The sequence below is a fragment of the Microbacterium sp. PI-1 genome, from assembly GCF_004337555.1.
In the GTDB taxonomy this organism is placed as follows: domain Bacteria; phylum Actinomycetota; class Actinomycetes; order Actinomycetales; family Microbacteriaceae; genus Microbacterium; species Microbacterium aurugineum.
Genome location: NZ_SJYZ01000034.1, coordinates 1 through 25,224 on the forward strand (window position 1 = coordinate 1; position 25,224 = coordinate 25,224).

The following is a 25,224-nucleotide window of genomic DNA, read 5'->3' on the forward strand; positions in this document are numbered from 1 at the left end:
TCAGCGCGAGGATGTGCTGGCGCGCTCGACGAGCTCCGTCGGGACGACGACGGACACCGCATCTCCCGCAGCACCCTCGATCGCCGCGACGAGCGACGACACGGCCCGGTGCGCGAGAGCCGCGAAGTCCTGGCGGATCGTGGTCAGCGGAGGACGGTAGTTCGCCGCCTCCGGCACATCGTCGAACCCGATGACCCCGACGTCGTCCGGCACCCGTCGCCCCGCTTCGGCGAGCGCGCGCAGCAGGCCGAGCGCCATCTGATCGTTGGCACAGAAGACGGCGGACGCCGCCCGCAACTCCCCGCCCGCTGCATACCCCGAGTCCGCACTCCAGTCGCCGCGGACCACCGGGGGCGGGCGGACTCCGGCGGTCGCGAGGGTCTCACGCCATCCGCGCTCACGCTCGATCGCGGCGAAGGAGTCGGCTGGTCCCGCGAGGTGGTGCACCGTGTCGTGGCCGAGAGCGAGCAGTCGGGCCGTGGCCGCGGAGGCGCCACCGGCATGATCGCTGTGCACGGACGCGAACCCCGCTTCGGTCGGGGCGTCCACCACGACCAGGCGCAGTCCGTCGGGCGGCTGTGCACCGGGGACGAGCGCCGAGGCCTCGTTCAGCACGATCGCACCGTCGACCTCCTGCTCGGCGAGTCGATCGAAGGCCTCGGCGACATCGGCGGCAGCGGTCACGAGCGTGAGGGCGTACCCGCGTTCGGCCGCGGCCTCGGCGGTGGCCTGCAGCATCCGTGAGTTGCCGACCGTGGCGAGGGTGGTGACGACGAGTCCGATGGTCTGCGAACGGCCGGTGCGCAACGCCCGAGCGGCGCGGTGGGGTCGATAGCCGAGTTCCGTCATCGCACGCTCGACCCGAGCTCGGGTGTCGGGGTCGACCCGCGGGCTGCCGTTGACGACGCGCGAGACGGTCTGTCCCGAGACCCCGGCGCGGACGGCGACCATGGCCATCGACACGCGCCCCGTGGAGGAGCGTCGCCGATCGACCCTGAGGCCCTCGATTTCGCCGTGCTCGCTCACCCTGTCGCTCCGTCCACCGGTTCACAACTCCGTCATGTTGACGTTATCACGGCCCTGTGCGTACCATGTTTACGTGAACACGCACGATCTTCCTGAGTTGCGCACCGAGGCCCTCGGCGCCGGCGTCGTCAAACGCACCACCACCCTCGCCGACGGCCGCGACCTCTTCTACTACGACGAACCCGGCACGACTCTGGGCGCCGAGCGGGCGGTCGACGCCCGCGTGCTCGACCCGCGCCCCGACACCGCGACCATGCGCCTCGACGTGCTCACCGGCGACTGGATCACGGTGGCCGCGAATCGACAGAACCGCGTGATGATGCCCGGCGCCGACGCCGACCCCCTGGCACCGCAGACCCCCGGGAACCCGTCCGAGGTCCCTTCGCGATACGACGTCGCGGTGTTCGAGAACCGCTCCCCCGCGTTCGGCCCCGCGCTCAGCGAAGCCGTGGGCGGTGCCCCCCAGGCACCCAACGCACCGCGCGGACGGGACGACCTCTCCGCGCTGGGCCTCGGCCGCACCCGTGCCGCCGTCGGACGCTGCGAGGTCGTGTGCTTCAGCCCCGAGCACTCCGGCTCCTTCGGCACGCAGTCCGAGACCCGCGCCCGCACCGTGATCGAGGCCTGGGCGGACCGCACCGCTGCCCTGTCGACACTGCCCGGCATCGAGCAGATCTTCCCCTTCGAGAACCGCGGCGAGGCGATCGGCGTGACCCTGCCGCATCCGCACGGCCAGATCTACGCCTACCCGTACGTGACTCCCCGCACGACCCGCGTCCTGGAGTCGATCGACCGGACGGCCCCCGACCTGTTCCAGCACATCCTCGAATCCGAGCAGGCGTCGGAGCGCGTCGTCCTCCGCGGCGAGCACTGGACCGCCTTCGTGCCGTTCGCCGCCCGCTGGCCGCTCGAGGTGCATCTGATGCCGCACCGCCACGTTCCCGACCTCGCCGAGACGACCGCGGCCGAGCGCGACGAGCTGGCTCCGCTCTACCTGCGCCTGCTGCGCGGCATCGACGCCCTCTACGACTCCCCCACCCCCTACATCGCCGCCTGGCATCAGGCACCGGTGCACGTCGGACGCGACACCGTGCGCCTGCACCTGCAGCTCACGAGTCCGCGCCGCGCCGCCGACAAGCTGAAATTCCTGGCCGGCTCCGAGGCCGCGATGTGGGCCTGGGCCGCCGAAGTCCCGCCGGAAGCGGGGGCCGCTCGCCTCCGCGAGGCCATCGAACGCGCATCGCCGACCACCACCGGAGAAGGAGCATCCGCATGACCACGGCCCGCGACGACGCGCGAGCGCTCTACACCGAGCTCACGGGACGGCGGCCGGACGGCGTCTGGTCCGCGCCCGGCCGCGTGAACCTCATCGGCGAGCACACCGACTACAACGACGGCTTCGTCCTGCCGTTCGCCATCCCGCAGAGAACCTTCGCCGCGGTCGGCCGCCGCGACGACGACCGTGGCCGCGTGCGGGTCAGCTCCCGTTTCGCCTCCGATCCGGTCGAGGTCGGCCTCGACGAACTCGACCGGCTCTTCCCGACCGCGCCCGGCGCGTCTCCGGCCGTTCCCGAATGGGCGGCCTACCCGCTCGGCGTCGCATGGGCGCTGCGCCAGGCCGCGCCCGGCGACGGCCCGTTCCGTGGTGTCGACATCGCGATCGCCTCCGATGTGCCGGTGGGAGCCGGACTCTCCTCTTCCGCCGCGATCGAGGGAGCGACGTCCTCCGCGCTCGACGAGCTGTGGGGCACGGGCCTCGACGGCAGAGCCCTCGCCCGGATCGGACGACGGGCGGAGAACGAAGCCGTCGGCGCACCCACCGGGATCATGGACCAGATGGCGTCCATGCTGGGAGCACCCGACACCGCTCTCTTCCTCGACTGCCGTTCGCTCGAGACCGAACTCGTGCCGCTCGGCATCGCCGAGGCAGGCCTCGCCATCCTCGTGATCGACACCCGCGTGAAGCACGCTCACTCCACCGGTGGCTACCGCGATCGTCGCGCCTCCTGCGAGCGCGGAGCCGCAGCCCTCGGGGTGCCCGCACTGCGCGACGTGTCGATCGCCGACCTGCCCCGCGCCAGCGAACAACTGGACGAGGAGACCTTCCGCCGTGTGCGGCACGTCGTGACGGAGAACCAGCGCGTGGTCGACACGGTGCACACGCTCCGCACGGACGGCGCGCGGGCCATCGGCGACCTGCTCATCGCCTCGCACGCGTCGATGCGTGACGACTTCGAGATCTCGACCCCCGAGCTCGACACCGCGGTCGACACCGCACTCGCGGCGGGGGCACTGGGGGCGCGGATGACCGGCGGCGGCTTCGGCGGTGCGGCGATCGCGTTGATCGAAAAGGATGCCGTCGAGACCGTGTCCGCAGCGGTGAACGCGGCCTTCGTCGCGGCCCGGTTCGCGGCACCGCACCTGTTCACCGTCACCCCTTCTGCGGGACCTCACCGCGACGCCTGACAGAATGATCCATCGGGCCGCGAAGATTCCGCGGCAGGAGAGGAATGCAGTGTCCTGGATCGTCACCGGCGGTGCCGGCTACATCGGTGCCCACGTCGTCCGCGCCCTCGCGAGCGCGGGGATGACCCCCGTCGTCCTCGACGACCTGTCCAGCGGGGTCGCACCGTTCGTCCCCGAGGGCGTCCCGTTCGTGCGGGGCAGCATCCTCGACCGCGCACTCGTCGAGAAAGCGCTGCGCGACCACGACGCGGAAGGCGTGATCCACGTCGCCGGGTACAAGTACGCGGGCGTGTCGGTGCAGCGCCCCCTGCACACCTATGCCCAGAACGTCGAGGGCACCCGGATCATCCTCGAGGCCATGGAGGCCACGGGCGTCTCGAACATCGTGTTCTCCTCGTCGGCCGCCGTGTTCGGCACTCCTGATGTCGCGCTGGTCGTCGAGGACACGGCGAAGAAGCCGGCCAGTCCGTACGGAGAGTCGAAGCTCATCGGGGAATGGCTGCTGCGCGACCAGGCGATCGCGACGGCCGACTCCGCACACCCGCTGCGCCACACCTCGCTGCGATACTTCAACGTCGTGGGCTCGGCCGACCCCACGGTCTACGACGTGAGCCCGCACAACCTCTTCCCGATCGTGTTCGAAGCACTGCTCGAGGGCAGGACGCCGAAGATCTTCGGCGACGACTACGACACCGAGGACGGCACCAACGTGCGCGACTACGTGCACGTCGGCGACATCGCGGCAGCGCACGTCGCCGCCGCCCAGCGCCTCGCCGACGGACGACCGATCGAGACCGCATACAACCTCGGATCCGGCGACGGACTCAGCGTCACGCAGATCATGGATGCCGTCGCCCGCGTCACCGGCATCGACTTCACCCCCGAGATCGGACCCCGCCGTCCTGGCGACCCCGACCGCATCGTGGCCACCGGGGAGCTCGCCGCGCGCGACCTCGACTGGACCATGCGATACACCGTCGACGAGATGGTGCGCACGGGCTGGGAGGCGCGGAAGGCGGCGTCCCTCTAGGGCTCAGAGGTCGCGGGTGCGGATCGGGTAGAGCCAGAAGCACAGCCACGCGAGGGCGGTGAACCCGAGCGGGATGACCGCGAGCATCAGACGGATACCCCCGTCGACGCTTTCGGGCTGGGCATCGCCGAGCGTGGCGTCGAACCCCGACGCCGTCAGCACCACCGCGGCCACGACCGCCTGCAGTACGACCGAACCGCGCACCACGAAACCGTTCACTCCGAAATAGGCGCCCTCCCGTCGGTGCCCGGTGCGCACGGCATCGTCATCGATGATCTGCGCGAGCATCACCTCGAGCAGCTGCAGCAGTCCGCCGACGCCGACCCCCACGGCGACTCCGACCAGCGACGCCCCGAGCACGGTCGACGGCGCGAGGTAGCCGAGCACGGCGACGCCGAACACCGCGACGCTCCACAGCACGGCGGTGCGCGGTGACGTGCGACGGACGACCGCGCTCCACAGCACGATCGAGGGGATCGCCGTGACGAAGATCGCTCCGAGGAGCAGGCTCCCCTCCCCTTCCTCGGCGTGCAGCGAGTACCGCACGTAGAAGGGGACCGCGGCCAGGATGACCGCGATCGAGGTCTGGACGAACAGCGAGCCCAGCACGTAGGGGACGAACGCCCGGTTGCGGAAGGTGTAGGTCAGCTGATCTTTCCACCGCATGGCTTCCGACGCCGCCTCGGGCACCCGGCGCTCGATCATCCCGCCGAAGAACGACCACGCGAGCAGCACCAGGCAGACCGCGCCGAGCACGAGCGCCATACCCGGCCATCCGAGAGCCCCGTACAGGGCGGGGGCACCAGCCGTGCCGAGGACCATGCCGAGGATCGCGAAGATCTGCCGGGGGACGTTGCCGCGGGCGCGCTCCTCCGTGGTGCGGAAGATCTCGGGGAACAGTGCCGAGATGTTCAGCACCACGACGACGAAGGCGATGTCGTACACGGCCACGACGACGAGGAACCAGACGATGAGACTGGCGACGGGAAGTTCGGGCGGCATCCACACCAGCGTGAACGCGACGACGAGCGGCACGATGCCCAGCCCGATCCACGGGATGCGACGGCCCCAGGGGGTGCGCAGCCGGTCGGAGATCGCCCCCACGACGGGGTTCAACACAGCGTTCAGGATGCCGTGGGCGATCATCGCCACGGCCACCCACCCTGCCGGCACCGCGAGGTGCGAGACGTAGAAGTAGACGACGAACGCGGAGAAGGTCTGCGCCAGGAGCTGCGTCGGGAAGCCGGAGGCTCCGAACGCGATCGCCTGCCGTCGGGTCGGAGCCGCCTCGAGACGGCGGTCGCGCAGGCGCTCGCCCACCGAGGTCATCGGACGCCTGCCCGCTGCACGTCACGCAGGGCGCGCCAGCCGACGCGCACGAGCGCCTCATCCTCGATCGCCTGCAGCACCGCGGGGTCGCGGAGCAGTCTCAGCTCATAGCCGCGCTTCGTCGCGCTGAAGTCGACCGCTGACCGCAGCTCCTCGTCGTCGACCATCGGATGCAGGTAGATCTCGGTCACGCCGGCCGGAACGGCGCGCAACAGGGCGATGAAGCCGTCCCGCACCTGCTCGTAGGTCTCCTCCTCCGGCGTGCCCTCCCCGAGGAGCGGGAAGGGATGCGACCACAACCTGTCGATGATCACGACGCCGGATGCATCGGCCGCGGCAGCTGCGGCATCGAGCGTCGCCTGCAGGGCCGCGTCCTCGCCCACGCCGTCCATGCTGCGCGGCAACCGGAACGGAAGCCCGTGACGCGCGGCGAGCTCGAACACCGGACGGAGGAAGTCGCGTCCGGTCACGAGTCCGTAGACGGAGCCCATGTGATTGTCGAGGTGCGTCACATCGACGCCGGCATCGAGCGCGGCCTGCAGCTGGGCGGCGAGCTCGACTGCCACGTCCTCCTCCGACGCCGCCTGCTCGACGGACGCGACGTCCATCGGGAAGAAGCCCGCCGCGTCGACCAGGCTCGTGTCCGTGCCGGTGAGCGGCCGCCACCGGTAGCGAGACCATTCGCTCGTGAGCACGAGATGTACACCGATGTCGAGGTCAGGGCGGGAGGCGGCGAAGGCGAGCGCCTCCGGGGACCACGAGCATGGCACCATCACGGTCGCCGAGTCGATCCGGCCGGCGTCCAGGAGGTCGACGATGGCGGTGTTCGCCGCATGGCACATGCCGAAGTCATCCGCATTCAGGATGATCGCCCGTGCGCCGGGGGCGAGGCCGAGACGGTCGGCGAGGTCGGAGGGAAGGGTCATCGGTGATCCTGTCGGAAAGGGACGGTGGGGACGGGCGGCGATCCTCAGCGTCCGGGCTTCGCGGCCTGCGTGAGGATGCGGGTGAACAGGGTGCCGCGGAGCGCGGACGCCGCCTCGCCGACGGCCCCGACGAGCGGCGCCTCGGGTCCGAACGAGGAGACGAGGAATCGCAGTGGGAGCTGCGCAGCGTATTCCTCGGCGATGCGCTCGATCGCCGCCACGAGCGCGGGGTGTGCTGCCCGGCCGCTCAGGATGAACGCTTCGGGGTCGAGCACCAGGCCCACGCTGCCGGCCACGAGCACGATGCGTCGTCCGATCTCCTCCACGACCCGGGCCGAGGCCGCGTCCCCGCGCGCAGCGGCCTCGAGGTGGTCCGCCAGGGCGGCGTCGGGGTCGCACCCCTCGTTGAGAGCGAGATCGCGGACGACGGCATCGCTCACGATGGGTGCACCGATCGGGAGCGGGGGCTGCGGCAGGTACATGACCTCGCCCGCCACACCGGAGAATCCGCGGTGCAACGCCCCGTCGACCACGATGCCCGCTCCCAGTCCGTCGTCGAGCAGGAGCAGCGCGAAGCTGGCGAGATCGCCACCCGCGCCGGCGGTGAGCTCGGCGAGGGCTGCGAGGTTGACGTCGTTCTCGATCCGGACCGGGCAGTCGAGGGCCGTGGCCAGCGCGGTGCGGAAGGCGCCGCCGTCAGGGCCGAGGTCATCCCGGATGCCGCCATCGGGGGTGACGATGCCGGGGACGCCGACGACAGCCAGGTGGACGGCGTCCTTCGTCGCCTTGACCGCACGACGGCAGCGGTCGACGAGGTCGACGATGTGCGCGACGCGGTCTTCGGTGGACGTGAGCGCTGCGTGCTGCTCGGCGCGCACGGTCCCGCTCGCGTCGACCAGGACGACATGCGCTGCGTGGTGGTCGATGTGCACGGCGGCGGCGAAGCCGAGTCGCGGATGCAGGGCGACCCGTCCGGCTGCGGGTCCGCGGGTCTCTCGGTCCACGCCGGCCGCGGCGACGGCTCCTGCCCCTTCGAGCATCCGCAGCACCTGGGTGACGGCGGTGCGGGAGAGACCGGTCGTCGACATCAACTCCGCGCGGGTCTGCGGACCGCTGCGCGCCAGGGCCTCCAGGATCGCGCGGCCGTTGAGCGTGCGGAGCAGGCCCTGCGGTCCCGCGAGTGGTCTGGACATGCGTTCCGGCGTCTCCCTCGCTCGCGCGTCCTCGACGCGGTGTCCGCAAGCATGCCACATCGCGTCGCACTCGTCGATGGTTGGCCGCTCCTTTCCGCCCTCGATTTGACGCTCTCGGGGTTCGCCGCTTAGATTACAGATCGGTAACGGCGGCATCCGGGGGGATCGCCCGCCACGCACACCTCCCCTCCGGAAGGATCCCGTCACGAATTCCCTGCCGCCCGAGAGCGCTCACGACGCCTCGGAAGCCCCCACAGAAACCTCCGGCACGCCTCGACCGCTTCTGCGGCGCGACCTGCGCCGTTCCGCGAACGCCGCACAGCAGCCGACCCGCACCGCGAGCACGCCGCACACGGACACCCCTCGCCCGTCATCGCCCCCGGCATCGCCGGCCGAGTCCCGCCGGCGCGCCGCCCGCGAGCAGCCCCCGACGCCATCCCCGGAACCGACGCAGCCCCCGACGCCATCCCCGGAACCGACTGAGCAGCCCCCGAGCGCGACGCGGAACCGTCGGCGGAAGGCCTCGGCCCCGCGGATCCGTCCCCGCCGAGCGACGCGCCCGTGGGCGAAGGCCAAGGCGGTGGGAGCCACACTCGCGGTCGGCGCGATGATCACCGGGGCAGCACTGCCCGCGTTCAACCCGCAGATCACTTCGGTCGCCGCCGCCTCCGCCGAAGTCACGACCGCCGCGAGCGACTTCGCGCAGTCGTACACCTCGACGGACGAGATCCGCGCGGAGATCGCGCCTCGAGGGAACTTCGCCGCGACGACGCCGGAGGAGATCAAGGAAACGCGTTCGCGTGCCGTCGCCGCCGCGATCGCCGCCGGCATGCCTCTCGGAAGTGCCATGGAGATCCCCGTCGCCGACCGCGTCGTGATGCCGATGGCCGACGGGACCTACACGTTCACCGACGGCTTCGGCGCCTCCCGCCCCGGCCGGTCGCACCTCGGCCAGGACTTCGCCGCGGGGGTCGGCACGCCGATCAACGCCGCGATGACGGGCTGCGTCTCCCGCTCCACCGAGAGCTATCAGGGCTACGGAGTGACGATCCAGATCGAGAGCATCGTCGACGGCCAGGCCGTGAGCACCGTCTACTCGCACCTGAACTACGGCACCCGCGCGGTCGAGGTCGGCGACTGCGTCGAGGCCGGTCAGTACATCGGCGACGTCGGATCGACCGGGTACGTGTTCGGCTCCTGCCTGCACTTCGAAGTCCACATCAACACGGTCGCGGTGGATCCCATGCCGTGGCTCGAGAAGAACGTGAGCTGAGGCGCACCCCTGCCGCGAAAAGCCTTTCGCCCCTCCCCTAGGGTGGACGGATGAGTCCGCTGGTGGTCCGGGAAGCGGGCGTCGACGACGCCGACGAGGTGGCCCGCGTGCACGTGCGGTCCTGGCAGGCTGCCTACCGCGGGCTCATCGACCAGTCCGTGCTCGACGGGCTCTCCATCGCCGAACGCGCGACGGGCTGGCGTCGCCTCATCACAGATCCGCTGCCCACGACTCTCGGGCTCCTGGTCGCCGAACGCGACGACCGCATCGTCGGGTGGACGTCGTTCGGCTCCGGCCGCGACCCCGACGGCTTGGCCGACGCCGAGGTGTACGGGATCTACGCGGATCCCGATGCCTGGTCGACGGGCGCGGGACACGCGCTCCTCGACGCCGCCGAACAGCGCATGGCCGACGCCGGACACGCGCGCGCCTACCTGTGGGTGCTCGACGGGAACGTGCGTGCCGACACGTTCTACGCGCGCCACGGCTGGATCGAAGACGGCGCCATCAAGATCGAGGAGCGCCCCGAGTTCACCCTCTGTGAGCACCGCCGCGTGAAGCTGCTGGCACCCTGATCGCAGGGCCTCCGGCGCGGGTGGGCGTCAGTCGAGGGCGCTCATCACGTGCTTGATGCGGGTGTAGTCGTCGAAGCCGTACTGGGAGAGGTCCTTGCCGTAGCCCGAGTGCTTGAACCCTCCGTGCGGCATGTCCGACACGAACGGGATGTGGGTGTTGATCCACACGCAGCCGAAGTCGAGGTCGCGCGAGAAGCGCATCGCGCGGGCGTGATCCGTCGTCCACACCGAGGACGCGAGCGCGTACGGCACATCGTTCGCCATCTCCAACGCCTCGCTCTCCTCCGAGAACGACTGCACCGTGAGGACCGGCCCGAAGACCTCCCCCTGGACCACCTCATCGTCCTGCCGCACGCCCGACACGATCGTGGCCTCCCAGAAGTAGCCCTGTTCCCCCTGACGGCGACCACCGGTCTCGATCTTCGCGTGCGCGGGGAGGCGGTCGATGAAGCCCTGCACCTGCGCGAGCTGTGCGGCACTGCTCAACGGGCCGTAGAGGACGCCGTCCTCCCTCGGACCGCCCGTGCGCGCATGGCTGCGCGCGCGCGCGACGAGCGCCTCGATGAGCTCGTCATGCCGTGACTCATGCACCAGCACGCGGGTCGCGGCCGTGCAGTCCTGTCCGGCGTTGAAGAAGGCGCCCGTGATGATGCCCTCCACGGCCTTCTCGAGGGACGCATCCGCGAACACGATCGCGGGCGCCTTCCCGCCGAGTTCGAGGTGCACGCGCTTGACGTCGCTCGCCGCCGACCGCGCGACCGCCATCCCCGCACGCACCGAGCCGGTGATCGCGACCATCTGCGGGGTCGGGTGCTCCACCAGCGCGACACCCGTGTCGCGATCGCCCAGCACGACGTTCAACGTGCCGGCCGGCGTGTGCCGGGCGACGATCTCCGCCAGCAGCAACGTCGTCAGCGGAGTGGACTCAGCGGGCTTCAGCACGACGGTGTTGCCGGCGGCGAGCGCAGGGGCGATCTTCCACACGGCCATGTTCAGCGGGTAGTTCCAGGGCGTCACCTGCCCGATCACACCGACGGGCTCGCGGCGGACGAACGACGTGTGGCCGGCGAGGTACTCCGCTGCGGCTCGTCCTTCGAGACTCCGAGCGGCCCCTGCGAAGAAGCGCAGCTGATCGACCGACTGCATGATCTCGTCGGCCACGAGGCTCGCCCGCGGCTTGCCGGTGTCCTGCGATTCGAGGTCGGCGAACTCCTCCGCGCGGGCTTCCATCTCGTCGGCGATGCGGAACAGCGCGAGCTGTCGGTCGGCGGGCGTCGTGTCGCGCCAGAGCGGGAAGGCCGCGGACGCGGCGGCGTAGGCGGCGTCGACGTCGGCCGCGGCCGAGACGGGCGACTCCCCGTAGATCTCCTCGGTGGCAGGATCGATGAGCGGCATCCGCCCCGAGCCGTTCGCGGGCACGAAGTGTCCGCCGATGAAGTTCTGCAAGGGAGCGGAGGTCTTCACAAGAGTGCTGGGCATGGCGTCATGCTAGCGCGTCGGGTGCGGAATCTGAAGATGTGGACCGATATTTCAACTGAATCAGTTGCAGATCAGCGTCATAGCTGACAATATCGACACATGAGCTCGAAGCCTGCCCAGCCCGCGCTGGATGACATCTCCAAGCGCATCGTCGAACTGCTGCAGGAGGACGGCCGCCGTCCCTACGCGGAGATCGCACGCGAGGTCGGTCTGAGCGAGGCCGCCGCACGGCAGCGCGTGCAGCGGATGACCGAGGCGGGTGTCATCCAGATCGTCGCGGTCACCGATCCGATGCAGCTCGGCTTCCGGCGCATGTCGATGATCGGCATCCGCGTGTCGGGCGACCCCCGCACCATCGCCGAAGAACTCACGACCATCCCGGAATTGGCCTACGTCGTGGTCACGCTCGGGACGTTCGACATCCTCGTCGAAGCCGTGTGTGAGGACGACGAGCACCTGATCGACCTGATCGCGACCCGCATCCGGACCATCCCCGGCATCGCGCACACCGAGAGCCTGCTCTACGCGGGCCTCTACAAGGACCTCTACAACTGGGGAACGCGCTGAGGCGCACCCCCCTCACATCGGAGTGAACATGGGCACCACCGTCTTCGAACGCCGACGTCCGCCGCAGGGAATCGTCGACGACTCCCTGCGCGAGACGGCTCTCCGCGTGTTCTGGCTCGACGACGTCGATCGGCCGACGCATCCCTCCCTGAACGGGACGGTCCGCGCGGATCTCGCGATCGTCGGCGGTGGGTACGCCGGCCTGTGGACCGCCGTGCGCGCCAAGGAACGCGACCCCGGACGACGCGTCGTCCTGCTGGAGGCGTCGCGGATCGCGTGGGCCGCGTCCGGCCGCAACGGGGGCTTCTGCGAGTCGAGCCTGACGCACGGCCACGAGAACGGTGTGAACCGCTGGCCGGAGGAGATCGACCGGCTCGAAGAGCTGGGGCACGCCAACCTCGACGGCATCGAGGAGACGATCGCGCGCTACGGCATGGACGCCGAGTTCGAGCGCACCGGACAGCTCGCCGTCGCCGTCGAACCGCACCAGGTCGACTGGTTCCGCGAGGAACCCGGATTCCTCGACCGCGAGGCGGTGCAGGCGGAGGTGCACTCGGAGACGTTCCTCGCCGGCGACTGGGACCGCGAAGGATGTGCGATGGTGCACCCCGCGAAGCTCGGCGTCGAGCTGGCACGTGTGGCCGCCGACCTCGGCGTCGAGATCTACGAGCACAGCCTGGTGCGTGCGATCGAGGGCGACGGGTCCGGCCCCATCGCCCTCGTCACCCCGAACGGCCGGGTGGTCGCCGATGCGGTCGCGCTCGGCACGAACGTCTTCCCTTCCCTCCTCAAGCGCAATCGCCTGATGACCGTGCCCGTGTACGACTACGTGCTGATGACCGAGCCGCTCTCCACGGAACAGCTCGCTGCGATCGGCTGGTCGAACCGACAAGGCCTCGCCGACAGCGCGAACCAGTTCCACTACTACCGCCTCACCGCCGACAACCGCATCCTGTTCGGCGGCTACGACGCGATCTACCACTTCGGCGGCAAGGTGCGCCCGGAGTACGAGGACCGCATCGAGAGCCACCGCCGGCTCGCCTCGCACTTCTTCACCACGTTCCCGCAGCTCGCGGGCCTGCGCTTCACGCACCGGTGGGCGGGCGCGATCGACTCGTCCAGTCGGTTCTGCGCGTTCTTCGGCACCGCGCGCAAGGGACGCGTGGCCTATGCCACCGGCTTCACGGGTCTCGGCGTGGGCGCGGCGCGCTTCGCCGCCGACGTGATGCTCGACAAGCTCGCGGGCGAAGAGACCGAGCGCACCGAGCTGCGGATGGTGCGGGAGAAGCCCATTCCGTTCCCGCCCGAGCCCGCCGCCTCGATCGGCGTCAACCTGGTGCGCGCGGCGATGGATCGAGCCGACCACAACGAGGGCAAGCGCAACCTCTTCCTCAAGACGCTCGACGCCCTCGGCATGGGCTTCGACTCATGAGCGGCCTCGCTGCGGGCGGCGGAGTGGATGCCATCGCCCTGGACCTCGCGCATGCTCCCCTACCCGCGGACGAGGTGATCGCCGGGGCTCCGACCACCGCCGTGCACGAGCTCGCGACCCTCGGCGGTGTCGAGGTGGGCATCTGGGAGATGACGCCGGGCACCGCCACGGACACCGAGACCGACGAGGTCTTCGTCGTGCTGTCGGGCCGTGCCACGATCGCGTTCGCCTCGTCCGGGCTGCCCGATCTCGAGGTCGGCCCCGGCTCGGTGGTGCGCCTCGCGGAAGGCATGCGCACCACCTGGACCGTCACCGAGACGCTGCGCAAGGTCTACGTCGCCTGACACCCCGGTGCGTCGGCCGATGTCAGCCGAGCAGCGGTCGCACGGAGGCATAGGCGTCAGCGACGTCGCGCGTGGGGACGTCGTAGACCCGTGCGATGCCCGCGGCCCCCTGATGGCGCGGCCAGCCCGGGTCGCCGGTGGTGACGAAGGCGACGGCGGCCCCGTGCACCTCATCGGCCAGCTCCTGCGGAGGGTTCGGTCCCGCGAGCGGCTCCATGGCCGGACCGTCGAGGCAGTCGAAGAAGAACGGCACGTCGAGGCAGTGCTCGGCGAAGCCGAAGTGTCCGGACGGCCAGGAGAACCGGTACAGCCAGGTCGGCGCGTCACCGCGGTCGGCCACGACCTTGAGCAGCGCCGTGCGGAACATGCGGTCGGTCAGCAGCCGACCGCCCACGCGGGCATTGCCGAGTCCGGTGATGTCGGCGTTGGCGGCCAGGTACGCCCTCCGCGCGCTCTTCGGCAGCCCGAGCCGGTTCAACAGAAGCGACCGCGGCACCCAGCGCAGCTTCTTCTCGGCCCCCGCGAACACCATGGTGAACTCGTCATCGGTCGCGCCGAGCACGAGAGGTTTGTCCGCGCCGACACCCGCGGCGATCGACTCCCGGGTAGGACGCACGAGCAGATCGCCGTCGACGGCAGGGCCGAGCGGGAGGCCGTCCTCCACCACGCTGCCGAGAGCATCGGGGCCGAGCTCGGTGACCTTCTTCTGCAGTTCGAGGACGCGGTCTTCGGAGAGGGAGGAGAACCCGGCCACGGTCGGCTTCACCCCGGCGGACGCGGCAAGCCCCCGACCGAACTCCTCCGCGCGCGCCGGAGCCACATCGGCGAGGGCTCCAGAGATCGCGTAGACCCCGTGGAACAGGTGCTGCGCCTTCTCCATGCCGAGCAGGGTCAGCACGGCCCCACCCCCGGCGGACTGCCCGGCGATCGTGACCCGCGACGGATCCCCGCCGAAGCGGGCGATGTTCTGCTGCACCCACTCCAGGGCGAGCAGCCAGTCGCGCACACCGCGGTTCGACGGCGCATCCTCGATCCACCCGAAGCCGTCGAATCCCAGACGGTACGAGAGCGACACGGTCACCACGCCGTCGCGGTTGAAGTTCCGGCCGTCGTACCAGGGGCTCGCCGGGGAGCCGGCGAAGTAGCCGCCGCCGTGGATCCAGACGAGCACCGGGAGACCGGCCCCCTGCTCGGTGGCCTCCGGGCTCGGGGTGAAGACGTTCACGTTGAGCGTGGAGTCGCCCTCGATGCTCGGCTCGGGGATGAGCGTCACCCCCGGGTCGCCGCGCTGTGCGGTGGCGGCGAACTCGAGCGCGTCCCGCACGCCGTCCCACGGCGCCTTGGGCACCGGAGCCTGGAAGCGCAACGGGCCGGTCGGTGCCTCTGCGAAGGGGATGCCGAGGAAGGCCGCCGTCCGCGGGTTGCCCCGCCCTCCCGTGGTCGGGCGCCAGCGACCACGCACCCGTCCTGCGGTGGTGTCCACCTCGACGAAATCGGCGGCCGTCTCGAACTCGGTATCGGTCATCACAGCATTCTCCCGGTCATTCCTGGTCATCAGCGCACTCCCTTGATCGGTGCGGTCGCGACGGCGGCGAGGATCACGAACACGATCGCGAAGACGAAGAGCATCGCATAGCCCCCGAGGGACGTGATGATGACTCCGCCGATCGCCGGGCTCAGCGCCTGCGGCACGTTGGTCGCGACGTTGAGGATGCCGAGATCCTTGCCCGCCGACACCCCCTCGTTCGGCAGCACTTCGGTCATCAGCGCGGCATCCACCGACATGTACAGACCGAACCCGATGCCGTTGATGACGCTCATCAGGATCATCCCCGTCATGTTCGGCTGCAGCACGGGCATCGCCAGACCCACCACCATCACCGCGGAGGCGACGTAGATGAACACCTTGCGACGACCGACCTTGTCGCTCCACCATCCGGACAGGCCGATCGCGATCAGCGTCGGGACGAAGGCCACGAGGGTCAGGGTGACGACGGCGCCCTGCGCATCCGCGAGCGGCAGCCCGATGTAGTCGGTGAGCATGTAGAGCTGGTAGGCGCTGACGACGAAGTAGCCGAGGATCAGCAGGAAGCGAGCCGTGAACGCCCACGCGAAGTCCGGGTGACGGCGTGGATCGATCCAGAAGCCCCTGAAGAACGCACTCCAGCGGAACGGATCGACCGAAGCGTGCTGCGAGGACCAGTCCCGGTTCACGAACGCGAACAGCAGCGCCACCACGATCACGGCTCCGCCGAACACCGCGTAGCCGACGCCGATCTGCGCGGCGAAGGCACCGGCGAGCATGACGCCGACCGTCATGCCGACCTGCGTGCCGAGTCCGATCATCGCGCTCGCTCCGCCGCGCTTCGAGCGCGGGAAGCGGTCGGCGGTGATCGCGGTGAGGGGCGCCTGGAAGAAGTTCAACGCCACCTGGATGATCACCCAGAACACCGTGATCCAGAGGATGTCCGTCAGGGACCCCATGCCGAACAGGAAGACACCGCCGACGATGGCGCCGAGCACCATCCACGGCACGCGGCGCCCGAAGCGCGAGCGCGTGCGGTCGCTCAAGGCGCCGACGATCGGCTGCGCGAACAGCGTGAACACGAAGGAGATCGTCGTGACGACGGCGAGGTTGCCGACCTTGTTCGCCTCGTCGATCATCAGCACCTGGCTGGGCAGGAGGATCGCGATGAGACCGCCATAGGTGGCGAACAGGGTGAGCGAGGCGATCAGCAGGCTGGGCAGCAGTCGCCGGTTCGCGGGCGGGCTCGCCGCCGGTTCTCCGGCTGCGGGCGGGGCTGAGCGGATCGTGCCGGTCGGGGCGAGTTCGGCGGCCGGGTCGAGAGGGGGAAGGGACATGTCGGCTCCTCGTTGAGCGGTTGCGTATGAATACCAAACAATGTTCGGTATTCATCGGACATGCTGGCAGATCGGCAGCCCCTGCCGCAAGACATTCACGAACGATGTTTGGTTTTCGTGATCCGGACACGACGGATACCCTGGGGCCATGTCGACACGAGGGGCCTACGCCAAGGGCGTGGCGAAGCGCGAGGAGATCCTCGACGCGGCGCTCGCCGTCGTCGCCGAACACGGATACCGGAAGGCTTCCGTCCGCGAGATCGCGGATGCAGCGGGACTCAGCCCCGCCGGACTCCTGCACTACTTCGGCTCCAAGGAAGAGCTGTTCGTCGCGATCCTGCGCGCCCGAGACGACCGGGACCAGCAGCAGTACGCGGCCGAAGACGCCTCCGCAGCTTTCCTCGCGATCATGCGTCACAACGCATCCGTGCCGGGCCTCGTCCAGCTGTATGCCCAGCTGGCCGCGGAGGCCGGAGACCCCTCGCACCCCGCGCATGCCTACTTCCGTGAGCGCACCGACCGCATCGAAGCCTTCACGCGCGCGCAGGTCGCCGCCGACCAGGAAGCCGGCCTCCTCCGAGCCGACCTCGATCCGGCCTGGGTCGTCCGCTCGCTGCATGCCCTGGCCGACGGGCTCCAGACCGCGTGGATGCTCGATCCCTCCCTCGACATGGCCGCCGAGATCGAACAGTTCCTCGTGCTGCTACGCCCGGTGTGATCCCGCGTCGAGGGGTGTCACCTCGGCGTGCGGCATCCGCGCCCTCATGATCCCGATCGCCTCGGGGTTGTCATCGACGAGCACGGCATCGCGACCGAGCGCCGATGCCACCGCGCCGGTCGTCCCGCTGCCCGCGAACAGATCGAGCACCCGATCGCCCGGGCGGCTCGAGGCCGTCACGATCCGCCGGAGGATCCCTTCGGGCTTCTGCGTCGGATAGCCGGTCTTCTCGCGCCCGGTCGTCGGCACGATCGTGTGCCACCACACGTCGGTGGGGAGCTTGCCGCGAGCCGCCTTCTCGGGAGTCACGAGCCCGGGGGCCATGTACGGCTCGCGGTCGACCTCGTCCGAGTTGAAGACGTACGCCCGAGGGTTCTTCACGTAGACCAGGATCGTGTCGTGCTTGGTCGGCCAGCGACTGCGCGACTTCGCGCCGTAGTCGTACGCCCAGATCAGCTCGTTCAGGAAGCAGTCGCGCCCGAACACCGCGTCGAGCATCACCTTCGCGTAGTGCGCCTCCCGGTAGTCGAGGTGCAGGTAGAGGGTGCCGTCGTCGGCGAGCAGTCGCCACGCCTCCTCGAGCCGCGGCATCAGGAAGGCACCGTAGTCGTCGAAGCGGTCGTCGTAGGCACGGAGGATTCCGCGCACCCGCTCGTAGGCATGGCCGTGGAATCCGTGGCGCACCTCGGTCTCGGGCACGGCGGGCCCCGGTTCAGAACTCCTCAGTTCTGCACTGCTCACACCCTCGGCACCGCCGGATTCCGGACCGGGCTCCGCGACCGCCACGGATTCCTGCGGAGTTGTGAACGAGCGTCGCGCGGTCACGACCTGGCGCTCCTGCGTGCGACCGGTGTTGAACGGCGGATCGAGGTACACGAGCGTGAACGACGCCGACGGCAGAGTGGCCGCGACCACGAGGTTGTCGCCCTCGATGATCGTGACCGCACCGGTGATCGGGGTCGGGAGGTCAGGCTCCGGAGCCGTCACGGCACCCGATGCAGCCATGCCTCGGTGGCGAACTTCGAAGCGACGAGGGCCTCGGCGTCGGCGTACTCGTCCGCTGTCACCGATCCGGTCTCCGCGTCGGTCAGCGAGCGGAAGGTGTCCTTGAAGCGCTCGATGATCTCCGCACGCTCGAGCCCGGTCTGCGTGCGCAGCGGATCGACCCGCTTGGCCGCCGACGTGGTGCCCTTGTCGCTGAGCTTCTCGCGCCCGATGCGCAGGACCTCGGTCATCATCTGACCGTCGATGTCGTAGGAGAGGGTGGCGTGGTGCAGCACTCCCCCGTTCGCGAGTCGCTTCTGCGCGGCACCCCCGATCTTGCCGGTCGGGCTCGCGATGTCGTTGAGCGGCTGGTAGACCGCGTCGATGCCCAGCGACCGCAGGGCCTGCAGCACCCAGTCGTCGAGGAACGCGTAGGAGTCGGCGAACGTCATGCCCGCGACGAGGGACGCCGGCACGTAGAGCGAGTAGGTGATGATCTGCCCGGCGGCCATGAGCATCGCCCCGCCACCGGAGATGCGGCGGACGACGTCGAACCCGTGCTTCGCAGCGCCTTCCGGATCGACCTCGTTCCGGTAGGACTGGAACGACCCGATCACGACGGCCGATTCGTCCCATTCCCAGATGCGCAGAGTCGGACGCCGTCGTCCCTCGCCGACGCGTGAGGTGAGAACCTCGTCGAGCGCCAGGTTCATCCGGGGCGACACGGCCGCGTCGTGCACGATCTCCCAGTCGAAGTCACGCCATCCCGGAGCGGTCACGAGCGCGCGGCGCACCGCGGTGCCGACGGCCTCGGGGGTGAATCCGAGCAGTTGCGCACCGTCGGGCAGGGCTCCGCGGACGGCGGCGGCGATGGCCGAGGCATCCGACTCGGCGGGCATCCCGTTGACGGCGGCGTCGATGTCGTCCAGCGCCGAGTCCGGCTCGAGGAAGAAGTCGCCGGCGAGGCGGAAGCGAGCGATCCGGTCATCCTCGATCTCGAGGTCGACGACGACGAGCTTTCCGCCTGGAACCTTGTATTCACCGTGCACGGTTCCAGCTTAAGGCGCGGAACTCCGCCCGCGGGGCCCGTGCGGGATGGATTTCGCGCCTCGCACCGACCCCTCAGGCGCGTTTTCGATCCCGCACCGCCGGGGAAGAAGCCGTCAGCGCGCCGGGATGTGCTTGTCGAGCCAGGAGAGCACGTCGGCTCGCACCTCGTCCTGCTGCAGTTCCGCGAAGATCTCGTGGCGCGCGTCCGGATAGACCAGCGTCGTGACGTCGGTGAGTCCGGACCGGTTGCGGTACTCGTCGGCGAGCTTGTGCACGCTGCGGGGGCCGCCCACCGGGTCGTCGCGCCCGACCAGCAGCAGCATCGGGATGTCGTGGCCGAGGTCTTTCGCGGGCCGGCCGTAGAGCTTCGCCGCCTCGATCGGACCGAAGAGCTTGAGGAGCGGAACGTCGGTGGTCAGCGGATCCTCGTCGAAAGCGGCCCACACGGCCGGGTCACGGCTGAGCCATTCGAGGCCGGTGGCCCCCTCGCCGGCCCACCGCGCGTTCAGGGGCGCTGCGTTGAGCGACCCCGGCATCCGCAGTGCGGACCCCGAGAGGATGACGGCGTCCCAGGCTTCGGGATGGTCGTTGACGAGCATCTGCGCCAGGAACGAGCCCCAGGAATGCCCGAGCAGCACGAGCGGCAGATCGGGGTTCTCCGCACGGATGATGCCCGTCAGCTGCCAGACGGCCTCCTCGGCCGCGCGCAACCCGCCCTTGCCCAGGCGTCCGAGCTTCTCGGGGCCGCCGTGCTGACGGATGCCGGTGCGGCCGTGGCCCCGGTGGTCATCGGCGTACACGTGGAAGCCGGCGGTGGTGAGAGCCCCGATCAGGGCGCCGTATCTCCCGGCGTGCTCTCCGACGCCGTGTAGAAGCTGCACGACTCCGCGGGGCGTCCCGTCCGCAGGATGGACGTCATAGACGATGTCGACGCCATAGGCATCGGTGAACTCGCGGGTATCCATCACGGTGCGAGCCTATCGAGAGCACGGAGGAGCGGCTACCGCCCGAGCGCATCCCGGATCGCGAACGCGGTGTCGCGGTCGGTCACCTCGTAGCCGCCGACCCCATCGGAGGCCGATCCCATCCGCACGCCGCCGTCTTCGAGCACGGCCCGCTTGGCGGAGAAGTGGAGCGCGTCGACGCCGGCGCCCGCGAGCACGGGGGCGCTGTCGACGTCGACCCCGCTGCCTGCCATGACCTCGATCTCCCCCTCGGCTGCGGCGACGAGAGCACGCAGGGTGTCGATGCCGTCGATCGCGGCGGACGCGCCGCCCGAGGTGAGCACTCGGCGCAGACCGAGCTCGCGGGCGCTGCGCAGCGTCGCGACCGGGTCCGCGGTCATGTCGATGGCACGGTGCAGCGTGACGGGGGCTCCCCCGGCCGCGTCGCGAAGCCGTGCCATGGCGAACAGGTCGAGGCGTCCCTCGGCGTCGAGCGCGCCGATGACCACCCCGCTCGCGCCGGCACTGATCGCGTGACGGACGTCGCGCTCGGAGACGGCGAGTTCATCCTCGGAGTAGTGGAAGCCGCCGGCGCGCGGCCGGATCAGCACATGCACCTCGGGGCCGGCCTGTCCGGCCGCCTCGACCGACAGCTCGACGGTCGCGGGCGACGGGGTCAGCCCACCGAGGGCGAGGGCCGTCGCGAGCTCGACGCGGTCGGCGCCGACTTCTGCGGCGATGCGCACTCCTGCGGGGTCCTGCACGGCGATTTCGAGAGCGATCGTTCGGGTCACCCCTCCATTGTGCCCGGCCTCGGCCGCACCAGAGCGCCAGAAAATTAGATAGGCTATCTAAGTAATGTCTGCGTCCGATGAATCCCTCCACCTCACCGCCACAGACCTGCGTATGGCCACCTTCCGCCTGGCTCGGCGCCTCCGGTGCGCACGGGCCGCGGACTCGATGAGCGACGCGCAGCTCGCGGTGCTCGCCGACCTGCGCATGAACGGTCGCCGCACGATCTCGACCCTCGCCGAGCGCGAGCGGGTGACGGCACCCTCGATGACCAGCACGATCAACGGCCTCGAGGAACAGGGCTTCGTCGTGCGCACCCCCGACGAAGACGACCGTCGACGCGTGCAGGTCGACATCACCGACGCCGGCATCGAGATCGTCGCCGAGACCATCCGGCGGCGCGACGAGCTGCTGGCCGACATGCTGCGCGAGGTGGACTACACCGAGGACGAACTCACCACGCTGCGCGAAGCGAGCGCGTTGATGCGACGGGTGGTGGAGCGATGAGCGCGATGTTCCGTTCCTTCGCGAACATCAACTACCGGATCTGGTTCGCCGGAGCCCTGGTCTCCAACGTCGGCGGCTGGATGCAGGCGACAGCCCAGGACTGGGTCGTGCTGACCGAGCTGACCGACAACGACGCGACCGCGATGGGCGTCACGATGGCCCTGCAGTTCGGGCCGCCGCTCGTGCTGGTGAGCCTCACCGGCTGGGTGGCCGACCGGTTCGACCGACGACACATCCTGTTCGCCACGCAGTCGGCGCTGCTCGCCCTGGCCGTCGCGGTCGGCGTGCTGCTGCTGAACGGCCTGATGACGCTGCCGATGATGTTCGGCTTCGCCCTCGGGTTCGGCATCGTGAACGCTTTCGACGCTCCCGCCCGACAGGCCTTCGTCTCCGACATGGTCTCGACCGGCGACACCTCCAACGCGGTCGCCCTGAACTCGGCGTCGTTCAACCTGGCGCGGATGATCGGCCCGGCGGTCGGCGGTCTGCTGATCGTCGCGATCGGTTCCGGCTGGGTCTTCATCGTGAACGCCGCGACCTTCCTCGCGATGATCCTCGCCCTGTCGATGCTGCGCACGGGCCTCCTCGCGCCCCGCCTCAAGAGCCGCAGTCGCGGCGGCCTCGCCGACGGCTTCCGATACGTATGGGGCCGCAGCGATCTGCGCGTGGTGTTCGTCACGGTGTTCCTGATCGGCGCGTTCGGCATGAACTTCCCGATCTTCGCCTCGACCATGGCGCTCGAGTTCGGCGCCGGAGCCGACGGCTACGGCGTCCTCAGTTCCGTTCTCGCGATCGGCTCCCTCATCGGCGCGCTGCTGGCGGCGCGCCGCGACAGGGCCAGGGTGCGGGTCGTCATCCTCGCGGCCGGAGGGTTCGGCATCGCCGCGTTCGTCTCCTCCGCGATGCCGACCTACGCGTCCTATGCCGTCACCTTGACGTTCACCGGGTTCATGATCGTGACCCTGCTGACGACCGCGAACGGCTACGTGCAGATCACGACCGAACCGACCCTGCGCGGACGGGTGCTCGCCCTCTACATGGCTGTGATCATGGGATCGACGCCCGTGGGCGCGCCGATCGCCGGGTGGGTCGCCGACGTCTTCGGACCGCGCGCGGCCATCATGCTCGGTGGCACAGCCGGATTCGTCGCGTGCGCGATCGGCGTCATCTGGGTCGCGACCTCGGGGCGCCTGCGTCGCGCCGAGAACCGTCGATTCCTGCTCACCCTCGACGAGACCCGTCCGCTGCGGGTCGTCGAGGTGGACCCGATCGAGTTCAGCGACGAAGCCGCCGTGACCACGCCGATCCGCAGCCCGAAGAACCGCGACGACGATCGCTGACCCTCCGCGCCGGGTTTGTCAACGCCCTCCACGGCTGCCCCGGCCGTACGTATCGTCGTCGCATGGATGAGAACACGGAACGCACCCCCCACTCGACGGACCCGGCAGAGGGCGCACCGGAAACCGCCGTCCCGGACGAGGACTCGGGCCAGGGCGACGGCACCGGCGGAGCGATCCAGGGCGACAGCTCCCGGGGCGAGTCGACCGGTGGCGCCATCCAAGGCGACGCAGGTCAGGGCCATCGCTCGGCGCTCGGCGGTGACGAGAACACCGAGGAGCAGCTCGACGCGGACAACGAGGCCGAGGAGGACTCGCTGAAGACGCTCGACCCGGACTCCCCGCCCGCCTGAGCGTGGCAGGGGCTCAGGCCAGCACGAGCTTGAGCTGCTCCACCGCCCAGTCGAGCTCGGTCGCGCGGATCACGAGCGGCGGCGCGATGCGGATGGTCTGCCCGTGCGTGTCCTTGACGAGCACACCCCGCTCGAGCAGCTTCTCGGCGATCTCGCGTCCGGTACCCTTCGCCGGGTCGATGTCGACGCCTGCCCAGAGCCCCGCGATGCGCACGGCCGTCACACCGTGGCCGATCAGCGGCTGAAGCGCCTGATCCAGGTGAGCGCCGAGCGCACGCGCCCGCTCCTGGAACTCGCCGGTCTGCAGCATCTCGACCACGCGCAGGCCCACGGCCGCGGCGAGCGGATTCCCGCCGAAGGTCGAGCCGTGCTCGCCGGGCCGGATCACGCCGAGCACGTCGGCGTCGCCGACCACGGCCGATACCGGAAGCAGGCCGCCGCCGAGGGCCTTGCCGAGCAGGTACAGGTCGGGGACGACGCCTTCCCGGTCGCACGCGAAGGTTTCCCCTACCCGCCCCAGGCCCGCCTGGATCTCGTCGGCGATGAACAGCACGTTCTTCTCGTCGCAGATCTCACGGATGCGGCGCAGGTAGCCCTCCGGCGGGATCACGACACCCGCCTCGCCCTGGATCGGCTCCACGAGCACGGCCGCCGTCTCGTCGGTGATGGCCGCGGCGATCGCGTCCGCGTCCCCGTAGGGCACGACGTCGAAACCGGGCGTGTACGGACCGAAGTCGTCGCGAGCCGTCTCGTCGTCGCTGAAACTGACGATGGTGGTCGTGCGACCGTGAAAGTTCCCGGCCGCGACGATGATGCGCGCCTTGCCCTCGGCGATGCCCTTGACGCGGTACCCCCAGGCCCGGGCGACCTTGATGCCGGTCTCCACGGCCTCGGCCCCGGTGTTCATCGGCAGCACGAGCTCTTTGCCGGCGAGTTCGGCGAGTGCCGCGGCGAACGGTTCGAGCCGGTCGCTCTGGAAGGCGCGGCTGACGAGCGTCACGCGTCCGAGCTGTTCGGTGAGCGCCGCGACGAGGGCCGGATGCCGGTGGCCGAAGTTCACGGCGGAGTACGCAGCGAGCAGGTCGAGGTAGCGCTTGCCCTCCACATCCGTCACCCAGGCACCCTCGGCGCGGGCGATGTTCACGGGCAGCGGGTGATAGTTGTGCGCGACGTGCGGCTCGGTGCCCGCGGTGGTGGTCTCGTCGAGGGCGGTCACTTCGCACCCCGCAGCTCGAGCGTGCAGCACTTGATCCCGCCACCGCCGAGGAGCAGCTCGGAGAGGTCGATCAGGATCGGGTTGTACCCGCGCTCACGCAGCTGCTTCTCGAAGCCCTTCGCACGCGGCGAGATGACCACGTTGTAGCCGTCGCTCGCCGAGTTGAGGCCGAACACCGAACCGTCCTCATCCGAGACGAGGATCGCGTCGGGGAATCGCTCTTCTAGGATCGCGCGGCTGGCGTCGTCGAAGGCACCGGGAAGGTACGCGATGTTCGCGCGCTCGGGGCCGCCGTTCTCCGCGCCCTGCACCGGATCGAGCACGGCGATGGCGGTGTCGAGGTGGTAGAAGCGCGGGTCGACCAGGGTGAGCGAGACGACCTCGCGGCCGAAGACCTCGCCGACCTCACGGTGGCTGTCTCCCGTCGACCGGAAGCCGGTGCCGGCCAGGATCACGTCGCCGACGAGGAGGAAATCGCCCTCACCCTCGTTGACCTCCTTCGGCATCACAGTGTCGAAGCCCGCGGCACGGAACCAGTCGGCGAAGGCCGGGGACTCGCCCTGACGCTCGACGAAGCGGAACTCGGGCACGTAGGCGCTACCGTCGATGAGGAACCCGCCGTTGGCTGTGTAGACCATGTCGGGGTATCCGGGGAGCGGATCGATGAGCTCGACCTCGTGGCCCAGCTCGATGTACAGATCGTGGAGCTTCTGCCACTGCGCGACCGCGTTGGCGGTGTCGGTCGGCCTGGTCGGCTCCATCCACGGGTTGATCGAGTAGTTGACCGTGAAGTGCTCCGGCTTGCACATCAGGTAGCGGCG

General features: G+C 70.0%; 25 protein-coding genes. 12 read left to right on the forward strand and 13 right to left on the reverse strand.

Features of this window, described 5'->3' with window-relative positions; all coding sequences use genetic code 11:
* Nucleotides 1–957, reverse strand: coding sequence for a LacI family DNA-binding transcriptional regulator (locus tag E0W80_RS17675; protein WP_131494367.1), 957 nt, complete (start codon nucleotides 955–957; stop codon nucleotides 1–3).
* 142 nt (nucleotides 958–1,099) lie between these two features.
* Between E0W80_RS17675 and galT the strand changes: the two genes are divergently transcribed.
* Genes galT through galE form a run of 3 tightly spaced genes read left to right on the forward strand, consistent with a single transcriptional unit; the run spans nucleotide 1,100 to nucleotide 4,522 of the window.
* Nucleotides 1,100–2,302, forward strand: coding sequence for a galactose-1-phosphate uridylyltransferase (gene galT, locus E0W80_RS17680; protein WP_131494349.1), 1,203 nt, complete (start codon nucleotides 1,100–1,102; stop codon nucleotides 2,300–2,302).
* On the forward strand, nucleotides 2,299–3,492 hold the full coding sequence (galK, locus tag E0W80_RS17685; RefSeq protein ID WP_131494350.1) for a galactokinase: 1,194 nt from the start codon (nucleotides 2,299–2,301) through the stop codon (nucleotides 3,490–3,492). The genes galT and galK overlap by 4 nt, the downstream gene beginning before the upstream one ends.
* 49 nt (nucleotides 3,493–3,541) lie before the next feature.
* Nucleotides 3,542–4,522 carry a UDP-glucose 4-epimerase GalE gene (gene galE / locus E0W80_RS17690; RefSeq protein WP_131494351.1) on the forward strand — a complete coding sequence of 327 codons (981 nt, stop codon included), beginning with the start codon at nucleotides 3,542–3,544 and terminating at the stop codon, nucleotides 4,520–4,522.
* A gap of 3 nt (nucleotides 4,523–4,525) precedes the next feature.
* Here galE and E0W80_RS17695 read toward each other — a convergent pair whose 3' ends face one another.
* Genes E0W80_RS17695 through E0W80_RS17705 form a run of 3 tightly spaced genes read right to left on the reverse strand, consistent with a single transcriptional unit; the run spans nucleotide 4,526 to nucleotide 7,970 of the window.
* Nucleotides 4,526–5,851 (reverse strand): MFS transporter, encoded by a 1,326-nt coding sequence (locus tag E0W80_RS17695; RefSeq protein WP_131494352.1) that lies wholly within the window; start codon nucleotides 5,849–5,851, stop codon nucleotides 4,526–4,528.
* Nucleotides 5,848–6,777, reverse strand: coding sequence for a polysaccharide deacetylase family protein (locus E0W80_RS17700; RefSeq protein WP_131494353.1), 930 nt, complete (start codon nucleotides 6,775–6,777; stop codon nucleotides 5,848–5,850). The genes E0W80_RS17695 and E0W80_RS17700 overlap by 4 nt, the downstream gene beginning before the upstream one ends.
* Nucleotides 6,778–6,821: 44 nt before the next feature.
* Nucleotides 6,822–7,970, reverse strand: coding sequence for an ROK family transcriptional regulator (locus E0W80_RS17705; RefSeq protein WP_131494354.1), 1,149 nt, complete (start codon nucleotides 7,968–7,970; stop codon nucleotides 6,822–6,824).
* A gap of 580 nt (nucleotides 7,971–8,550) precedes the next feature.
* On the opposite strand from E0W80_RS17705, the gene E0W80_RS17710 reads away from it, so the two are divergent.
* Complete coding sequence (locus E0W80_RS17710) at nucleotides 8,551–9,243, forward strand: M23 family metallopeptidase (RefSeq protein ID WP_240740581.1); 693 nt, start codon at nucleotides 8,551–8,553, stop codon at nucleotides 9,241–9,243.
* Nucleotides 9,244–9,293: 50 nt separating this feature from the next.
* The gene (locus E0W80_RS17715; RefSeq protein WP_131494356.1) at nucleotides 9,294–9,818 is read left to right on the forward strand and encodes a GNAT family N-acetyltransferase; all 525 of its coding nucleotides are present in this window, start codon (nucleotides 9,294–9,296) and stop codon (nucleotides 9,816–9,818) included.
* Nucleotides 9,819–9,845: 27 nt separating this feature from the next.
* Here E0W80_RS17715 and E0W80_RS17720 read toward each other — a convergent pair whose 3' ends face one another.
* A complete protein-coding gene (locus E0W80_RS17720; RefSeq protein WP_131494357.1) occupies nucleotides 9,846–11,297 on the reverse strand; it encodes a gamma-aminobutyraldehyde dehydrogenase in 1,452 nt (483 codons plus the stop codon).
* A gap of 99 nt (nucleotides 11,298–11,396) precedes the next feature.
* Here E0W80_RS17720 and E0W80_RS17725 point away from each other — a divergent pair, with 99 nt between their 5' ends.
* Genes E0W80_RS17725 through E0W80_RS17735 form a run of 3 tightly spaced genes read left to right on the forward strand, consistent with a single transcriptional unit; the run spans nucleotide 11,397 to nucleotide 13,640 of the window.
* Nucleotides 11,397–11,864 carry an Lrp/AsnC family transcriptional regulator gene (locus tag E0W80_RS17725; RefSeq protein ID WP_047520308.1) on the forward strand — a complete coding sequence of 156 codons (468 nt, stop codon included), beginning with the start codon at nucleotides 11,397–11,399 and terminating at the stop codon, nucleotides 11,862–11,864.
* A 28-nt stretch (nucleotides 11,865–11,892) separates the two neighbouring features.
* Nucleotides 11,893–13,296, forward strand: coding sequence for an FAD-dependent oxidoreductase (locus tag E0W80_RS17730; protein WP_047520310.1), 1,404 nt, complete (start codon nucleotides 11,893–11,895; stop codon nucleotides 13,294–13,296).
* A complete protein-coding gene (locus E0W80_RS17735; RefSeq protein WP_131494358.1) occupies nucleotides 13,293–13,640 on the forward strand; it encodes a cupin domain-containing protein in 348 nt (115 codons plus the stop codon). The genes E0W80_RS17730 and E0W80_RS17735 overlap by 4 nt, the downstream gene beginning before the upstream one ends.
* A 22-nt stretch (nucleotides 13,641–13,662) precedes the next feature.
* On the opposite strand, the gene E0W80_RS17740 is transcribed toward E0W80_RS17735, so the two are convergent.
* Nucleotides 13,663–15,165, reverse strand: coding sequence for a carboxylesterase family protein (locus tag E0W80_RS17740; RefSeq protein WP_131494359.1), 1,503 nt, complete (start codon nucleotides 15,163–15,165; stop codon nucleotides 13,663–13,665).
* Nucleotides 15,166–15,194: 29 nt separating this feature from the next.
* Entirely contained in the window at nucleotides 15,195–16,502 is a 1,308-nt protein-coding gene (locus tag E0W80_RS17745) for an MFS transporter (RefSeq protein ID WP_131494360.1), read from the reverse strand.
* Nucleotides 16,503–16,650: 148 nt separating this feature from the next.
* On the opposite strand from E0W80_RS17745, the gene E0W80_RS17750 reads away from it, so the two are divergent.
* Nucleotides 16,651–17,220 carry a TetR/AcrR family transcriptional regulator gene (locus E0W80_RS17750; protein WP_131494361.1) on the forward strand — a complete coding sequence of 190 codons (570 nt, stop codon included), beginning with the start codon at nucleotides 16,651–16,653 and terminating at the stop codon, nucleotides 17,218–17,220.
* On the opposite strand, the gene E0W80_RS17755 is transcribed toward E0W80_RS17750, so the two are convergent.
* From E0W80_RS17755 to E0W80_RS17770, 4 genes are all read right to left on the reverse strand, one after another.
* The gene (locus tag E0W80_RS17755; protein WP_131494362.1) at nucleotides 17,206–18,225 is read right to left on the reverse strand and encodes a site-specific DNA-methyltransferase; all 1,020 of its coding nucleotides are present in this window, start codon (nucleotides 18,223–18,225) and stop codon (nucleotides 17,206–17,208) included. The two genes, E0W80_RS17750 and E0W80_RS17755, sit on opposite strands and share 15 nt — an antisense overlap.
* Entirely contained in the window at nucleotides 18,204–19,253 is a 1,050-nt protein-coding gene (locus tag E0W80_RS17760) for a biotin/lipoate A/B protein ligase family protein (RefSeq protein ID WP_131494363.1), read from the reverse strand. The genes E0W80_RS17755 and E0W80_RS17760 overlap by 22 nt, the downstream gene beginning before the upstream one ends.
* Nucleotides 19,254–19,367: 114 nt before the next feature.
* Nucleotides 19,368–20,219, reverse strand: a complete 852-nt coding sequence (locus tag E0W80_RS17765) for an alpha/beta hydrolase (RefSeq protein ID WP_131494368.1) — start codon at nucleotides 20,217–20,219, stop codon at nucleotides 19,368–19,370.
* A gap of 35 nt (nucleotides 20,220–20,254) precedes the next feature.
* Nucleotides 20,255–20,992 (reverse strand): copper homeostasis protein CutC, encoded by a 738-nt coding sequence (locus tag E0W80_RS17770; protein ID WP_131494364.1) that lies wholly within the window; start codon nucleotides 20,990–20,992, stop codon nucleotides 20,255–20,257.
* 64 nt (nucleotides 20,993–21,056) lie between these two features.
* Between E0W80_RS17770 and E0W80_RS17775 the strand changes: the two genes are divergently transcribed.
* The 3 genes from E0W80_RS17775 (at nucleotide 21,057) to E0W80_RS17785 (ending at nucleotide 23,187) form a co-directional block, all read left to right on the forward strand.
* Complete coding sequence (locus E0W80_RS17775) at nucleotides 21,057–21,497, forward strand: MarR family transcriptional regulator (RefSeq protein WP_047520323.1); 441 nt, start codon at nucleotides 21,057–21,059, stop codon at nucleotides 21,495–21,497.
* 5 nt (nucleotides 21,498–21,502) lie between these two features.
* Nucleotides 21,503–22,837 carry an MFS transporter gene (locus tag E0W80_RS17780; RefSeq protein ID WP_052193302.1) on the forward strand — a complete coding sequence of 445 codons (1,335 nt, stop codon included), beginning with the start codon at nucleotides 21,503–21,505 and terminating at the stop codon, nucleotides 22,835–22,837.
* 62 nt (nucleotides 22,838–22,899) lie between these two features.
* The gene (locus E0W80_RS17785; RefSeq protein ID WP_047520327.1) at nucleotides 22,900–23,187 is read left to right on the forward strand and encodes a hypothetical protein; all 288 of its coding nucleotides are present in this window, start codon (nucleotides 22,900–22,902) and stop codon (nucleotides 23,185–23,187) included.
* Nucleotides 23,188–23,200: 13 nt separating this feature from the next.
* Here the strand turns inward: E0W80_RS17785 and rocD are convergent, their stop codons facing one another.
* Nucleotides 23,201–24,403, reverse strand: a complete 1,203-nt coding sequence (gene rocD / locus E0W80_RS17790) for an ornithine--oxo-acid transaminase (protein WP_131494365.1) — start codon at nucleotides 24,401–24,403, stop codon at nucleotides 23,201–23,203.
* Nucleotides 24,400–25,224 (reverse strand): dimethylargininase (gene ddaH, locus E0W80_RS17795; protein WP_131494366.1); only part of this gene is annotated, 825 nt, incomplete at its 5' end. The genes rocD and ddaH, both read right to left, overlap by 4 nt.

Coding starts and splice junctions, on each gene's coding strand:
- E0W80_RS17715 (WP_131494356.1), top strand. CDS start 9,294: ATGAGTCCGCTGGTGGTCCGGGAAGCGGGCGTCGACGACGCCGACGAG.
- E0W80_RS17675 (WP_131494367.1), bottom strand. CDS start 957: ATGGCCATGGTCGCCGTCCGCGCCGGGGTCTCGGGACAGACCGTCTCG.
- galK (WP_131494350.1), top strand. CDS start 2,299: ATGACCACGGCCCGCGACGACGCGCGAGCGCTCTACACCGAGCTCACG.
- E0W80_RS17705 (WP_131494354.1), bottom strand. CDS start 7,970: ATGTCCAGACCACTCGCGGGACCGCAGGGCCTGCTCCGCACGCTCAAC.
- E0W80_RS17725 (WP_047520308.1), top strand. CDS start 11,397: ATGAGCTCGAAGCCTGCCCAGCCCGCGCTGGATGACATCTCCAAGCGC.
- E0W80_RS17730 (WP_047520310.1), top strand. CDS start 11,893: ATGGGCACCACCGTCTTCGAACGCCGACGTCCGCCGCAGGGAATCGTC.
- E0W80_RS17700 (WP_131494353.1), bottom strand. CDS start 6,777: ATGACCCTTCCCTCCGACCTCGCCGACCGTCTCGGCCTCGCCCCCGGC.
- E0W80_RS17740 (WP_131494359.1), bottom strand. CDS start 15,165: ATGACCGATACCGAGTTCGAGACGGCCGCCGATTTCGTCGAGGTGGAC.
- E0W80_RS17735 (WP_131494358.1), top strand. CDS start 13,293: ATGAGCGGCCTCGCTGCGGGCGGCGGAGTGGATGCCATCGCCCTGGAC.
- E0W80_RS17750 (WP_131494361.1), top strand. CDS start 16,651: ATGTCGACACGAGGGGCCTACGCCAAGGGCGTGGCGAAGCGCGAGGAG.
- E0W80_RS17780 (WP_052193302.1), top strand. CDS start 21,503: ATGTTCCGTTCCTTCGCGAACATCAACTACCGGATCTGGTTCGCCGGA.
- E0W80_RS17755 (WP_131494362.1), bottom strand. CDS start 18,225: ATGGCTGCATCGGGTGCCGTGACGGCTCCGGAGCCTGACCTCCCGACC.
- E0W80_RS17720 (WP_131494357.1), bottom strand. CDS start 11,297: ATGCCCAGCACTCTTGTGAAGACCTCCGCTCCCTTGCAGAACTTCATC.
- E0W80_RS17765 (WP_131494368.1), bottom strand. CDS start 20,219: ATGGATACCCGCGAGTTCACCGATGCCTATGGCGTCGACATCGTCTAT.
- E0W80_RS17695 (WP_131494352.1), bottom strand. CDS start 5,851: ATGACCTCGGTGGGCGAGCGCCTGCGCGACCGCCGTCTCGAGGCGGCT.
- E0W80_RS17775 (WP_047520323.1), top strand. CDS start 21,057: ATGTCTGCGTCCGATGAATCCCTCCACCTCACCGCCACAGACCTGCGT.
- E0W80_RS17745 (WP_131494360.1), bottom strand. CDS start 16,502: ATGTCCCTTCCCCCTCTCGACCCGGCCGCCGAACTCGCCCCGACCGGC.
- E0W80_RS17785 (WP_047520327.1), top strand. CDS start 22,900: ATGGATGAGAACACGGAACGCACCCCCCACTCGACGGACCCGGCAGAG.